Raw genomic sequence first — 15162 nt, 5'->3', positions numbered from 1 at the left:
CGAAACAAGCGCGTGCCCCTCTGTCGTTGTGACGAGACTACGGTCTTAGACCCCGTTCCCCAGCGTTAACACGGGGTCTTAAATCTCTTTGAGCGATATTGCAAATCCACCGCCAGGCGCCATGTGAAGCTTTATACGTGATTCTGCACCTGCTTTCCGGCGTGTAATCTGATAAGCCTCCGGATTGGTGAGGTAATGGGCGTCGTCAGTGTCGCTGTAGATTGTTGCCTCGTAGTTCTTGCCCGGGTCAAGGAAGTCGAGGTCAAGGATAAACTCGCGCGGCTCTTCGGCGTTAACGCCGCCTACATACCAGTTTTCGCTCTTCTTGTCCTTACGCGCTACAACGATAAACTCACCCGGCTCGGCATCGAGGTAGACGCTCTTACTCCAGTCAACCGGCACATCCTTGATAAACTGAAATGCATCGGCCTTCTCTGCATAGTGTTCAGGGAAGTCGGCTGCCATCTGTAGAGGAGAGTACATGGTGAGGTAGAGGGCAAGCTGATTGGCTACGGTAGAGTTGACATGAGAAGTGTTGCCGGGGGCAAACTCGCTGATATTCATGCGGAATATGCCCGGAGTATAGTCCATCGGTCCACCTTGAAGACGGGTAAACGGCAGAATGGTGACATGTGCCGTCGGGAGTCCGCCGAATGACTGATACTCCGTGCCACATGCGCTTTCATTGCCGACAAGGTTGGGATAGGTTCTGCACAAACCGGTCGGGCGGACAGCCTCGTGGGCATTGACCATTATGTGCTTGTCGGCTGCTTTCTTTACACATTCAAGATAATGGCGCACCGACTTCTGGTTGTAATGGTTCTCTCCCTTTGGAAGTATATTGCCTACATATCCGCTTTTGACCGCGTCATATCCGTAGCGGTTCATGAGGTCGTAGGCGCGGTCGATATATTTCTCGTAGTTGGGTATCGAGCCGGAAGTCTCGTGGTGCATCATCAGCTTTATCCCCTTTGACTTTGCGTAGGCGTTAAGTGAATCTATGTCAAAGTCAGGATAGGGAGTAAGGAAGTCAAATACATATTCTTTCTCTTTGCCCGACCAGTCTTCCCAGCCTATGTTCCAGCCCTCGACAAGCAGCTGGTCCATGCCGGCGTCGGCAGCGAAGTCTATGTAGCGTTTTACATTTTCGTTGTTGGCGCCGTGACGTCCGTTAGGAGTGGCTTTTGAGTAGTCAAAAGTGGCGAGGTCAAAGTTTTCGGCATCACAGTATGCCCATGAACTTTTGTTGGTAATCATCTCCCACCATACCCCCATGTATTTGGTCGGGTGAATCCATGATGTGTCGTCAATAACACACGGGTCGTTGAGGTTGAGTATGAGGTCTGACGCAAGTATGTCGGTAGCCTTGTCGCTCACCATTATTGTGCGCCACGGAGTCTTGAATGGAGTTGTGACAACTGCCTTGTCGCCGTTGATGTCGGGTGTGAGCCATGAGGTGAATGTCATGGTGGAGTCGTCAAGGTTGAGGTGCATGGCGGGGTAGTCGATTAGTGCCGCCTCGTGAAGGTTTATGTATAATCCGTCGTCGGTTTTGAGCATAAGAGAGGTCTGCACGCCTGTAGGGGAGAATCCTGTCTGGGAAAGATTATGCATGCGCGCACCTTCCGATGTGGCACGGATGTCGCTCAGGCGTGAGCGGGTGTATTTGTATTCCTGGGTGTCGTAATCACCGGGTATCCACCATGCCGTGTGGTCGCCTGTGAGGGCAAACTGTGACAGCTCGTCGGTGATAGTGAACTCTTTTGTCGACTGTCGCGGAAACACGTAACGGAATCCTACACCGTCGTCATAGGCACGGAATACAATGTTCATCTTCCTTGTCTTGCCGCCCGCTTTCTGACTTAGCGGCACTGTCATCTCGTTGTAGCGGTTGGCGATGGAGTCGTTTTCGCCCCACACGGGAACCCAGGTCTCGTCGGTCGACGAGTAGGTGACTTTTCCCTGTTTGAACCGGTCGATGAGCGGGGCGTCATCTTTCAGCGTGAACCCGAGAGTGGAAGGCTTGACTATCGCTTTCCCTTTGTAGGTGACTGAATATTCCGGCGCTCCCTCAGGAGTGAGGTCAAATGTGAGTTTTATTTGACTGTCAGGCGAAGTAAGTGTCTCGATGGCTGCCGCAGAACCAAAAGCGGCAAACGCAATAAGGCTTAAAACTATCTTTTTCATAATAACTGGTTTACATTCTCTACAAAGATATTATAAATTCCTTGAAAAAAAGAAAAATATCCATTACATTTGCATGACTGCAGTGATGTGATAATACACTGATTTACCTGTTTATAACCTTAAATAACAATTTTTGCCGATGAGAATCATGAATTTCGGAACAGTGCTGACTTTGCTGGCTGCTTTTTCGCCGGCAGCCGTGGCGGCTCAGGATTATTCTTATATGCCCGAAAGCTTTGAGGGTGCTGAATGGAGTGTGGACAGACCGGTGACAGTGACGTCAGATACCGGCAAATGGACAACAAATAAAAACAGTTCGTCGGCGGAGTCGGCTCAGGAGGGCGTCAAGAGCCTGTATCTCTCGGCAAAGGACGGTATTGTGACTCCACGTCTTGCCGAAGGCGCGGGCAGTCTCATATATTATGCCAATGTTACCAATCGTCAGATATATGTAGAGGTTTCCACTGATAATGTATCGTGGAATGTATGTGAGTCTTATAAGGAGACTTCCGACTGGTCGAGACACGTGGTTGAAATCAATGACCCTGCTGCACGTTATCTGCGCGTACGCTCCACTTCCAACGGGGGTGTCTATCTCGATAATCTCCTCGTCACCCGTCCTGACGGAACTGACGGAGAGGGAAATGTGATAGTGTCCAATCTTATGTTGCCATATTTCACTCATGACTTCGAGACTCACGGCGACTATCCCTCGTCTAAACCGGCGGAAGAGATGATTTTTAATGTTGACGGTCAGGGTGAATGGCGTTACATGCTTGCCTACCGCAATACAAATTCAAGCTATATACCTGACGGTTCGGCAACGGGGCTTCGCATGTTGAAGGGCGGTTCTTATGTCATCACTCCGGTGTTGACTCAGGGAGTGGTAAAGGTGATTTTTGACGAAGGCCGTGGGAAGCGTAAGCTGACGCTGTATACTTCAGTTGATGAAGGCGTGACCTGGAAGCATGCCGCCGACATCGAAAGCGATGTTCACAACACCGTCACTATCAATGACAAGACGGTAAACAGGGTGAAGCTTGCCAACGAGAGTGGCAGCGACGCCGATATAGATAATCTCACAGTGACGGCATATCCTGAAGGTGTGTTGCCGTCGGTTGTTACCGGGGCGGTGACAGCGGTTACTCCGTCGTCGGCTGTTATTTCCGGAGAGGTGACCGACAGCGGTGACCGCCGGCTGCTGTCGACAGGTGTATGCTGGAGTGTTGACGGCGTGCCTGTCGCGACAGGAAATGCCGTTGAAGAAAAGCCGTCGGCTGCATTTGCCTCTACTCTTACCGGGCTTCCTGCCGGAACCGAGATTTCAGCAAGGGCGTTTGCCACGTCGCTTGCCGGAGTCGCTTATGGTGAGACGGTGAGATTCAAGACTCTTGCCGCCACCCGGCCGTCGGTGACGACAGGCGATGTCGAGATTGATGCCGAGCGCACTGATGAATTGTCACTTTGCCTGAAAGTGACCGGTCGGGTGGTTGACAACGGAGGCTTGAATGTAGATGAAGCCGGTGTGTGCTTCGGTGAGTCGCAGTCGCCGTCAGTGACCGGTGACAAGATGAAAGCTGCCTCCTTTGACAGTGACGGCGCTTTCACTGTCTATCTTAAATTGAAGCCAGAGACACAGTATTACCTTCGCTCTTATGCTGTCAATGCCGCTGGTGTGGCTTATGGTGACGAGATTGCTTATGCCACCGGGTCTATTGTCGTTCCCGAATATCCCCACAATGTATATTACTGTGACCCGCACGGCGATGATGCCACTGCCGACGGGTCGGCGTCGGCGCCATTCTATTCGCTTCAGCTTGCGGTCGACATTGTGCAGCCCGGCGATACGATATATATGAATGTGGGACGGTATGATTATTCACGTCGGGTGAATATTCCCGTTGTCGGGGAGAAGGGCAGCGGTATGATTGTGCTGTCGTCGCGCGATGGCAGGGCAGTGCTTGATTTCAGCGGTCAGGCAATTGACGGTGCCAACCAGGGCATACGCCTTACCGGCAGTTACTGGCATTTCTATGGGCTTGACATCTGTAATGCCGGTGACAACGGACTGCTGATTGAACGCGACAAACCCTCGGGAGGCTCTTACTCGGATATCGCCGCGAATGTGGCTCAGGGTCATGATAATGTGATTGAGAATTGCGCCTTTATACGCAATGCCGACACCGGGCTGCAGATGAAGAATCTTGCTTCACGCAATAAGGTCATAAACTGTGACGCATATTACAATACCGACCCTGGGCATGGTGATGCCGACGGATTTGCCGTGAAAATATCTCATGGTGACGCCAATTATTTCTACGGATGCCGTGCATGGCAGAACAGTGACGACGGTTGGGACCAGTTTATTAAGAAAGAGGGCGGTTTCCCCGACGATATAACCACTACGCTTGAATATTGCTGGGCGTTCCGCAACGGGTATCTTGAAAGCGGAGAAAAGAGCAAGGGCAATGGCAACGGATTTAAGATGGGTAGCGACCAGGGTAGAAACAATGTGATAATGAACCGGTGTCTCGCTTTTGAGAATGTTAACAAGAACTTCGACCAGAATCATAATACGGGTAATATGATTCTTAACAATTGCTCCTCCTACTCGTCAAAAGACATCTCAAGCAAAAGCCGATATACCTACCGCCTCGACGAGCCGGTGTCGGCGGGACATGAAATCAGGCTTACTAACTGTGTTGCCATAAGCGACGGTATCGCTGACCGTAACAAAAGTGCCTATGCCCCACATTCCGTGACGGGCACCCTTGTCACCACTGACCTTAATACTCTCCCGGCCGACTATGTAAGCATTGACTGGACTGCCGCGGTAGAGCCAAGAAGTGAAAAAGGTGAACTCCCGGCGCTTGATTTTATGAAGATAAAGCCTGACAATAAGAAACTGATTGATGCCGGAACCGAGGTTGCCCCTTATGCCGGAGAGTGCTATTGGGCGGAAGGTATTGTCTATAATGGAGAGGCGCCTGACCTCGGCTGCTTTGAAACCGATGGTGAAACCGGCGGCGTAGGTGAAGTGTATGCTCCCGGACAGTCGGGATCTCTCAGCATTGTTTATGCACGCTGCGGGCTTGCTGTGCTGACCGTGGAGGGTGCTGTGTCGACCGACGTGTACACTCTCGACATCTATAACCCGGCAGGGCAACGAGTGCTGACACGTAAATTCACCGGAGCTGTAACTTCGTTTTACATGCCTGACTGCGGAGCGATGGCGATACTCCGCGTTACCTCGCCGGGCATGTCAGCCACAATGAAAGTCGCCCGTTGACGCGGTGACTCCCGGGGCGTTATCAATAACGGCTTATATAGGCACTGCGGGAGAGTGGAAGCTCTCCCGCAGTGCCTATGATATATGGATTGGTATCCCCTTGTGGGGATATGCTTTGTTTCCGCAATGCGTGTATTGTGCTGAATTGTTGCTTTAATTTGCTGCTTTGATAAAAATAGCAAGGATTTAATTAATATATATTTGGAATTGTAAAAATAAGTTTATATCTTGCAGCCCGTACACAGAGGATTTTTTTTAATCTTAGTTATCGTATGAAGTACAGTGTAATTAAAATGACTTTAGTCGTTGGATATCTATTATTGGTATCCTCAAATCTTTTAGCTAAAGAAATCAGTTTTGACGATGCTTTCGAGCCAGTGAAATCGCATTTTTCTGATAGGGAAGAGGCATTGTTTTATCTTGTCGAACAATCTATTGATGAAGATGTATGGACGTTTTTCGTAGATTTGGCGCCAGGATTTGGATGGGAACATGATTGTTGCCTTGTTGAGGTTTCTCGTTTTGTTGATGAGGAAGCCATAATTGAAAAAATAACAGAATTGCGTTTCCCTCCTAAATCAAAGATGACATTAATAAGTACCAATGTTGATTTTATTAAGCCTGTGAGAAGTGCTCCCCAATTAATTACACAGCCATGTGTAGAAAAGCGTGTACTATCAAGGAAAGATTCAATAATGGCAAAGAAGACTTATGCGATAATTTTAAGTGGGGGTCTAAATGCCAATGCAAATCATTCTAGATATTGGAATGATTGTTCTTTCCTATATCAAACTTTGGTAAATAGATATGGGATTCCAAAAGAAAACATACACGTCGCTATCTCTGATGGTACTGCTGAAAGTGATTTAACAGGTAAGGATATGAATTTAGATACATCTTATGGGGTGATGTGCTCTTCTCCTCTCGACCTTGACTTTGATGGACAGCCAGATACAAGATATACTGCGACGAAAGATGGACTTCGAAATGCAATTGATAGTATTGGGAAAAATATTGCGGATAATGATCATTTTTTTCTTGTTTGTCATTGACCATGGCGGTTTTGATGTTGTTAGAGGTTCATATATTTGTTTGTGGGATGACCCCCAAAAGAATTATGGCGATTACAGATTATTTGGCGATGAACTAAACCAAATGTTATATCAAATAAATGCAAAGAAAATAGTAAAAAGTGCTGTTTTAGGACAATGCTATTCTGGCGGTTTTATTGATTCTCTTCAAGGGGAAGGCTATGTCATCGCAACCGCAACACGGGATGATGAACTGTCTTCTGCAATGAATGGTCATGTATTTGATACATTTGTATATAATTGGATATGCGCTATTAATAGTGCAGATGAATTAAAGCATACAATTTATGCTGATAAAAATTATGATGGTAAAATATCAATGGAAGAAGCATTTAATTATGCCGCGAAGTGCAATACAATTTCGACTGAACATCCACAATATTCATCAATACCAAGTCGGCTTGGTTTTGAACTTTCGTTTGGGGATATCCCATCTTTGAAGCCTGAACTTTATGTACGAGACCATGAAAGCGATGATGGAATAGAACAAAATAATTCTGTAATTAATTTTTGGAATAGTCCAGATATTTGGCTAAGTATGTCAAAAAATGGCAGTAATGCAGTCGATTATTTTTTGCCTGATAGCATTGCTTTTATAAATATCTCAATTCATAATAGAGGTATAGAAACATATAGTGGTGACCAATGGCTAAAAGTATATTGGACCATTGCATCTCCTACTGTAACTGCAGATGATTGGCTAGGTGAAAATGGGAAAATAGGAGGAATTGCTTGGTCAGGTAGGATCGAAGAAGATATTGCACCTGGAGACTCCGTAATTATAGTTAAACCATGGATGCTGAATTTAAATGCAAGAAATAATTCTATAAAGAATGGTAATATTAATTTGATGGCTGTGATTTCGGATTCGCCATATTTTAAATTAGATAATTTGTACAGCATTAGTGGAAACAAACGTATTGCAAACAAAAACCGATCAATATATAAGTTAGGAAAAACAAATAAATATTCTATTTCGATTAGAAATACTTCGGACGCTCCTAAGTGGTATTCAATTGAACCAATAAATACTGAGAAACCCTATTCCTCGGCAGACATTTGTGCTGAATTAGCTTTTGATAGTAAATTGTATCAATTTTGGTCGACGGGCGGGTATAAAAGCAAAGATTGTAAAAGAATAGGTAACACTATATATACAAATAAATTATGTGCAGTAATTGATAGCATATTAATTCCAGCGCACCAAAGTGGCAATATATCTATATGTTTTACACCTGGAGCTAATTATAATGCAGGTTTAGGTTTGAAAAACCATTCGTTTGATTTTGTAGTAAAAGCGAATCATGAAGTAGTGGGTGGAATATCATATATAGTCGGCAATAGAAACCCTGTTGTTGGCTCAAAAAAGATTGGACAAAGTAGTTATCTTCTGTCTGTTGGCATTGACGATGATATTGAATATTTGAGTTGGTTTGATGCTGATGGAGGTGAAATTGGGACTGGTGAGAATATAGTGATTGATACGGAGATAAATGGCAATGAAATTTTTGTTGAGGCTCAATTTACAGATGGATATATAGGACAATCACAAATTATTCTTAATCCAGTTGAAAACTATATTAAGAATATTTCATTAAATGAGGAGAAAACTATGATTGAAATTGAGTTTAATCAAAATGCTACAACGTGTTCGATTATAGGTATTGCTGAATTGTCAGGCGTAAATGGATATCAACAACATATAATTCAAGAAGAAACAACAAAAATAGGAGTTGAGATATCAACATTACCTTCCGGATATTATGTTCTGTCATATTCTGTAGGAGGGGAATTTGTTGAAAGCTTAATTTTTAGAAAGTAACATTAAATAAATAGATATGAAAAAGAGTGTAATTAGAAATTTATTAGCTGTCGGGTGCGCACTTTTTATGGTATTAAGTGTTAATGCCGGAAATGCAGGTTACGGTGCTGTAGTCACCGGTGCCGGTCAGCTTGAGAGCGAGGTCGGTGACCGATTGTTTGAAATTGACTCTCTTTCTGTAAGCGGACCGATTGATGACTCTGACTTTCTGACAATGTTCCGTGGCGTGACCGAAGGCAGGATTTCAATCCTGAATCTTGAACATGCGAGTCCCGAGAGTGAAGAGATTCCACCGGAGGCTTTCCAGTCGGCAAGCGGATTGAAAAAGGTTATATTGCCGGGAAATCTTAGGGTTATAGGGTGGAATGCATTTAAAGGATGTTCCGGTCTTGCTACCGTTGAGATAAAGTCTGAGCTAAGAGTGATCGAATGTCGTGCTTTTGAGGGGTGCGGGTCATTACGGTCAGTCAGTCTTAACCCCGGATTGTGGGCGATATATGAATATGCGTTTCTTGGCTGCGCTCTCGACTCGATTATTGTTCCTCCCTCGGTGACACAGGTAGGTGACGGGGCGTTTGCCGAAAACAATTTAAAGAAGATATATCTTATGCCCTCTGTCGCTCCCCGAGTTGTCAACAGGATTGTCAATACTGTCGATGTAGACTTGGATTTGTTTCACGGAACTACATCCCTCGACATACCGGCTTATATACCCTATGGAGCTGATGCAAGCTATCGTGAGGCAGCGGGATGGAATGTGCTTACGAATTATATAGAGACAGATGATTTCCCTCTTGAAATCGAGCAGGCTTATCCCTGTGAGGTTGTTACTGTGGCTGCGGGTCAGCTTGGAGCGATGCTCCCGCAAGTTGACTATGCCATAGATTCACTTGTAGTCAAGGGTCCGGTTAACGAAGCGGATATTCACTCGTTGTGGACCGAGGCATATCGTCGCGGGACAATAAGGGTCATTGACCTTAAAGATGCAAAGATTGAAAATGGCGTAATCCCTGCAAAGGCATTTGCAAAAAGAAGCGACATTCAATATGAGCGAGCCGACGTAAGGCGCTTGATTTTGCCCGGCGATATTGTTGAAATAGGCGACTCGGCGTTCTATGGCAACCACAGTATCGAGCAAATTAATTTGCCGGAACCGTTGCCGTCGCTTGGAAAAGCATGTTTCGCAGGATGTGCGAATTTTAAGGTCGGACGGATTGTAATAGCCGACGGTGTTATTGAGATACCCGATGCCTGCTTCTCCGGATGTCCCGGCTTGACGGAAGTTATACTCCCTGAGGAACTGGAATCGATAGGCAGATATGGATTTGCCGAAACCGGGATAAGTCACGTTGATCTGCCGGCGTCAGTGACATCGGTCGGTGCATGGGCGTTCGGCAAGAGCCGGCTTGAAACTATAGGTATGTCGGAGTCACTTGTCAAAATCGGAGAGCGGGCATTCTACGCTACGAGATTGGATAATGTCGACTTCCCGGCTTCGCTGTTGGAAATTGGTGAAAATGCCTTTGAGTCAACTCAGTTGAAGAGAATAGAGATTGGCGACGGCATAGTCAGCATAGGAAACAACGCCTTTTCCGGCAATAGGCTCCTGACTGAAATCGTCTTTCCGTCTTCGGCTGTAGCTTTTGGGACCCATGTGTTTGCATTTTGTGATGAGCTGAAGCAGGTCACCATCCCGGAGTGGATGACCGTGATTCCTGACAATATGTTTTCTCATTGCCGTAATCTTGAGTCTGCGACATTTCCGGCAGGGCTGAAAGCAGTGGGGTATGGAGTGTTTATATATACCGGCCTAAAGGAAATCAATCTTCCCGACGGGATTGAAGAAATAGGTTCCAGTGCTTTTTATGCCACCCGATTTGAGACTTTGACTTTGCCTGCATCGATAAACAAAATCGGGTCGGATAGTTTTGCACCGACTGGGAAGCTGAGATATATCAAGTCATGTTCGCCTGAGCCTCCGATTACCGGAAGCTGGGCTAGGCCGTCAATGATGCCTTTTGATGTGCCGGTTTACATCCCTTCGGGCTCTTTAGAGGCGTATCAGAAGGCGGCTGTGTGGAATCAGTTTGAAAACTATATCGAGACTGACGATTTTTCGACCGTAGGCATAAAGTCAGTAGTTGAAAACGCTGCAGATGGAAATATTGAAGTCTATGATTCGGCAGGACGGAAGGTCTATACAGGTAAGAGCGAATCGTTTGATACAAATTCTCTTACCGGCGGATTCTATATAATAAAGCAAGGTGAAGCGACACGCAAGATTGTGTTATGACACAGACCATAATGAAACGGCTGCGCCTATCTCTGACGCAGCCGTTTTGTGTATCTGTTTTTTGATAGCGCGGTGCAGGCTCAGAATGAGTCTTTCCGGCGTATTTTTATCGGAATCACACCTTCTTCCGGTATATGCTCCATTACGAGGGCGAGGTGGCCGCCTCCGCCGGCTCCAAGCATTTTCCATGCAAGCGCTTTGTCTCGCCAACGGTCTATGTGTTCCTGCACTCCCGGCTGCATCATCGCCGGAAACATTGCCACCTGCGCGTCAAACGAATCGGCAAAAGCGGCAGCGAAATCATTCAGGTCGCGGGCAAGCATGGCTTCCCAACACCGGTCGGCTGCCGAGGTGAGTGCGTTCACTTTTTCAGGTGTCACATCTTTGCCCTCTATCACGGAGCATCCCGGACGGCGGGGAAACATAGGCACGATGCAAACATGGCTCTCAAGCCATGACAACACAGCCTCGTCGTGGCATGACTCTATGCGCGACGGCCAGTAGTGACCGTCGTAATAATGGCGCGTGACTCCCGACATGCAGATTCCGATAGCATCTTGTGCGCCTGAAATGTGACCCTCGTTTTCCGGGTCATTTTCAATGCAGAAAAGCAGCTTGGCGAGCATCTCCTCGTTATAGTTGGGCAATTCATAAGGCCATATCTTTTTTGCTGCATTGCGGGTAGAAGTAGACATGCCGCCACGTTCCATAAACTCGACAGTCGGTTCGATAGAGGCGGTAATTGCCCATCCGTTGCCATATTGCGATACATATGGCTGGTCGATCCAGGTGCCGGCGATGTCAATTCGGTAGGGGAGGTGAGAGGCGACTCCCTGTCGCAGCGATGTGGTGGAGCGTGCCTGCAGTCCGGCGTCAGGTTCGCGTTCAAGCACTACATATTCAATCCCGCGTTTTCGGCAGAACTCACGTTTTACATCGCTTCCGCCATCGGAGTTTACGACAAATATGTCGGGCTTCACCTTATCGACGGTATCGATAAAATCCATCATTCCCGAGCCCGGGTTGATAAAGGCGTCAGTGACGTAACGGATAGCCTTGACCATATATAGACGCTCGCGCTCCGAATATACGGTCTTGCGATGTTTGAGCTGCTCGATTGTGGCATCGGAGCCTATGCCGACATAGAGGTCGCCATAAGCTGCCGCCTGCTTGAAAAATGCCACATGTCCCGAGTGGAGCATGTCGTAGCAGCCTGAGACGAATACTTTCTTTTTATCTTGTCGCATTATTTTTTCTGATTATTCCGGTTATATAGATAGTTATGATTATGAAGCATGCGAGAGGCACGATAAATGACAGGGATATGCCGGCTGCGTCAGACACGGCTGCCTGGACGGGAGTGATAAGCGCACCGCCGAGTATCGCCATGATTAACCCTGAAGCCGCAATCTTTGCGTCGTCGCCGCTTATGCCGTCAAGGGCTATGCCGTAGATGGTAGGGAACATCAGGGACATGCACCCTGATATCGCGACGAGGGCGATAATCGCGGCAGTGCCGTCGCAGAGTATTACACATGCAGTGCATATGATCGCCGTGATTGATGACACGGCAAGGAGTATTGCAGGGCTGACGTAGCCCATCAGCCATGTGAAAATAAATCGGAATCCGGTGAAGGCGATTATCGAGTATAGAAATATGAGAGAGGAGTCGCTTTCATTCATTCCGAGTTCTGACATTACAAGGCGTATGGTAAACGACCAGACTCCGGTCTGTGCCCCGACATAGAAGAACTGGGCGATTACCCCGTAGCTCCAGCGCTTGTTATGGGCGAGACGCCTGAATGAGCCTGCTATCCCGGAGTGGGCACTCCCCTTGTCGACCGGCATACGGGTCAAGGCAATCACGATAAAGAGGGCGAGCAGCAATCCTCCTATCAGCATATATGTGCGGGAAATCGAAAATAGCTCATGGCTCTGTATGGCGGCGAGTGCCTGAGTGTCCATGTTTCCGCGCTCTGCTGCATCGGCGGCATTAAGTTCCGACAGTATGAAATGCCTGCTTGCGAGTATGCCGCATATGGCGCCAAGCGGATTAAGTGTCTGCGCGATGTTGAGGCGACGCGTTGCAGTTGCTGCGGGTCCCATGGAAAGAATGTAGGGGTTGGCTGTTGTTTCAAGTATGGCACATCCTCCTGCCATTACATATATGGCAAACAGGAAAAATCCATATGACGCCGTAGCGGCTGCCGGATAAAACAACATGCATCCGGCGGCATAAAATGCAAGTCCGAGAAGTATCCCTGCCTTGTAGGTGTGACGGCTTATGAATATCGCTGCCGGCAGCGCAAAACAGAAATATGCGCCATAGAAGGAAAATTGCACGAGCGATGTCTGCAAGTCGCTCATTGACATTATGCGCTTGAAGGCGGCAAGCAAGGTGTCGTTCATGTTGTTTGCCACGCCCCACAGCAGGAATAAAAGCGAAACGAGAATCAGGGCTGTAAGCCGTTTCTTATTATTATCGAGTCCGGAATCGGTAGTCAAGGTATTGTGTCGTTTGGTTAATCGTTTCAAAGTTAAAAAATAGAATATATATGGCAAAACCGGCAATATGCAATTTTTTGTTTAGTTCCGGATTATGCCGAGGCAAGCCTCTTGCCGGTTAAGGTGGTGCAGGTATTGTAGCCGTTGATATAAAAGTTAAGGAGCCAAGTATTAAATACCTGACTCCTTTGCCGGTGTTGTCTTACCAGGATTCGAACCTAGACAGGCAGAACCAAAAACTGCAGTGCTACCATTACACCATAAGACAATCCTCATTGCCCAGGGTCCAAGCCCTAAAGCAGTGCAAAGTTAAGGAGTTTTTTTGATGTGTGCAAGCGGGTGTGTGATTTTCTGGGCTATGCGCATCAAAATTGAGTATAATTTATGTTATTGATGAATATTTTGCAGTGGCGGCCGTTGTCAGGTGAACGATGGGGCGGGATAAAACGTTGATGTGTAAATGGAATAAATAATTTTTTGCGTGAATATAAATTGAGAGGAATGGCTTCGGGACATATCATGAGGCTTCATTGGCGGATATTCTTTCCGTTGGTGGGGATGTTGTGGCTTATAATCGGCATAACAATCACTTATTTTGTCATGCACGAGAGGCAGAGGCTGAAAGAAAACCTTGAAAACAGGTTGATTAACGTGAATAATACGATCATAGACGCCTATGAGCGCGGTGTCGACATGCAGAAAACGGTGGATTTCATAATGCTTTTCACGGTGAACACCACACTTGACCCGCTGAGGATAACCGTATATGACGAGAAGGGGGATATGATAGCCGACAATCCTGCGGCAACAATACTGTTGCGTGACAGCACGGGAGGACTTAACCCTGACCTGGCGAAATTGTGGGACAGCAGCGGTAATGCTACGGTGCGTGATATGGCATATAACAACAAGATGAGCATGATCAGCTCGAAGATGAGCGACGACGGGCGGATACATTCGTTTACGGCGCTTCCCTATGAAGGGGAGGTGCTGGATTTTCTCAGCATGGACCCTATGGTGTGGATTGTGGTTATTGTGCTCGGTGTCGTGTCGTCGGCAATCGCTTATTTCGGCGCACATGCCATAAGCCGTAATGTATATGCTCTGAAGGATTTTGCCCAGGCGATAGCCGGCGACCGTATGCCCGATAATCTCGATGATTGGCAGTTTTCACAGGACGAGCTTGGCGATGTGTCGCGAAACCTTCTCGCGTTGTACCGTGACAAGATACATGCCGAGCAGGAAAAGATGCTTCACGAGCGTCAGGTCGGGGTCAGTGTCAGCCATGAGCTAAATACGCCGGTAGGGATTATCAAAGGATACATTGACACAATTCTGAATGACCCTGAAATGCCTGATGAGGTGAGGCATCGGTTTCTTGTGAGAGTGCAGCAGAATGCCGACAGGCTTGTAGGTCTTGTCGGGGATATAGGCACAGTGATGCGTCTGCAGGACAACGGCAGGGTAGGCAGTGTCGAGCCGGTTGACTTCAGGCATCTTGCCGCGCGTCTTGCCGAGGATATAGAGCAGGGGCATATTGCCGGCAAAATGAAATTTGAGTATGATGTGCCTGAGGGGTGTGTCATCATTGGCAATGAATCCCTTCTCGCCAATGCGCTGTTGCATCTTGTCCATAACTCGGCGAAACATTCGGGAGGAACAAAAATTACATTGAAGTGGCTTGGGGAGGAGGATGGCAGCCATATGTTTTCTTTTGCTGATGACGGTAAGGGTGTCGACGAGCAACATCTCGAACGGTTGTTTGACCTGTTTTACAGGGTCGACAGCGGCAGGTCACGTAAAAATGGCGGTTCCGGACTGGGACTGACGCTCGTCCACAGGATTATCAAGGCGATGGGCGGTGAAATCAGTGTTGAGAATCTTGCCACAGGTGGACTGAATTATGTATTCACGCTGCCCCGGCGCAATGACTCGGAGGCTCTTAAATAAGTAAAAGGGTCTAACTCGTTGAGTT

8 protein-coding genes are annotated in these 15162 nt (G+C 47.2%); 5 read left to right on the top strand and 3 right to left on the bottom strand.

Going from position 1 to position 15162, the window contains the following annotated elements:
- Positions 1-78: 78 nt before the first annotated feature.
- Entirely contained in the window at positions 79-2187 is a 2109-nt protein-coding gene (locus tag E4T81_RS12870; protein ID WP_135045214.1) for a glycoside hydrolase family 97 protein, read from the bottom strand.
- A gap of 139 nt (positions 2188-2326) precedes the next feature.
- Between E4T81_RS12870 and E4T81_RS12865 the strand changes: the two genes are divergently transcribed.
- The 4 genes from E4T81_RS12865 (at position 2327) to E4T81_RS12850 (ending at position 10682) form a co-directional block, all read left to right on the top strand.
- A complete protein-coding gene (locus E4T81_RS12865; protein WP_135045212.1) occupies positions 2327-5476 on the top strand; it encodes a right-handed parallel beta-helix repeat-containing protein in 3150 nt (1049 codons plus the stop codon).
- 272 nt (positions 5477-5748) lie between these two features.
- A complete protein-coding gene (locus E4T81_RS12860; RefSeq protein ID WP_135045210.1) occupies positions 5749-6528 on the top strand; it encodes a hypothetical protein in 780 nt (259 codons plus the stop codon).
- Positions 6464-8389 (top strand): hypothetical protein, encoded by a 1926-nt coding sequence (locus E4T81_RS12855; protein WP_167761906.1) that lies wholly within the window; start codon positions 6464-6466, stop codon positions 8387-8389. The genes E4T81_RS12860 and E4T81_RS12855 overlap by 65 nt, the downstream gene beginning before the upstream one ends.
- A gap of 67 nt (positions 8390-8456) precedes the next feature.
- Complete coding sequence (locus E4T81_RS12850) at positions 8457-10682, top strand: leucine-rich repeat domain-containing protein (protein ID WP_167761904.1); 2226 nt, start codon at positions 8457-8459, stop codon at positions 10680-10682.
- Between the two features lie 80 nt (positions 10683-10762).
- Here the strand turns inward: E4T81_RS12850 and E4T81_RS12845 are convergent, their stop codons facing one another.
- Positions 10763-11929: an adenylyltransferase/cytidyltransferase family protein gene (locus tag E4T81_RS12845; protein WP_135045204.1), complete on the bottom strand. Its 1167-nt coding sequence runs from the start codon at positions 11927-11929 to the stop codon at positions 10763-10765.
- Positions 11916-13217 (bottom strand): L-fucose:H+ symporter permease, encoded by a 1302-nt coding sequence (gene fucP, locus E4T81_RS12840; protein WP_209308197.1) that lies wholly within the window; start codon positions 13215-13217, stop codon positions 11916-11918. Before fucP ends, E4T81_RS12845 begins: the two co-directional genes overlap by 14 nt.
- Before the next feature lie 471 nt (positions 13218-13688).
- Between fucP and E4T81_RS12830 the strand changes: the two genes are divergently transcribed.
- A complete protein-coding gene (locus E4T81_RS12830; protein WP_135045202.1) occupies positions 13689-15137 on the top strand; it encodes a cell wall metabolism sensor histidine kinase WalK in 1449 nt (482 codons plus the stop codon).
- The last annotated feature ends 25 nt before the right edge of the window (positions 15138-15162 follow it).

It is taken from the genome of Barnesiella sp. WM24 (assembly GCF_004570975.1).
Taxonomy (GTDB): Bacteria; Bacteroidota; Bacteroidia; order Bacteroidales; family Muribaculaceae; genus Muribaculum.
The sequence above is the reverse complement of the archived record's forward strand: the minus strand, read 5'-3'. Positions and strand labels throughout refer to the sequence as shown.

What these genes read in the sequence shown, in the direction of transcription:
- E4T81_RS12845 (WP_135045204.1), bottom strand. Translation starts at nt 11,929, where the DNA reads ATGCGACAAGATAAAAAGAAAGTATTCGTCTCAGGCTGCTACGACATG.
- E4T81_RS12855 (WP_167761906.1), top strand. Translation starts at nt 6,464, where the DNA reads ATGCAATTGATAGTATTGGGAAAAATATTGCGGATAATGATCATTTTT.
- E4T81_RS12860 (WP_135045210.1), top strand. Translation starts at nt 5,749, where the DNA reads ATGAAGTACAGTGTAATTAAAATGACTTTAGTCGTTGGATATCTATTA.
- E4T81_RS12850 (WP_167761904.1), top strand. Translation starts at nt 8,457, where the DNA reads ATGGTATTAAGTGTTAATGCCGGAAATGCAGGTTACGGTGCTGTAGTC.
- E4T81_RS12830 (WP_135045202.1), top strand. Translation starts at nt 13,689, where the DNA reads ATGGCTTCGGGACATATCATGAGGCTTCATTGGCGGATATTCTTTCCG.
- E4T81_RS12870 (WP_135045214.1), bottom strand. Translation starts at nt 2,187, where the DNA reads ATGAAAAAGATAGTTTTAAGCCTTATTGCGTTTGCCGCTTTTGGTTCT.
- E4T81_RS12865 (WP_135045212.1), top strand. Translation starts at nt 2,327, where the DNA reads ATGAGAATCATGAATTTCGGAACAGTGCTGACTTTGCTGGCTGCTTTT.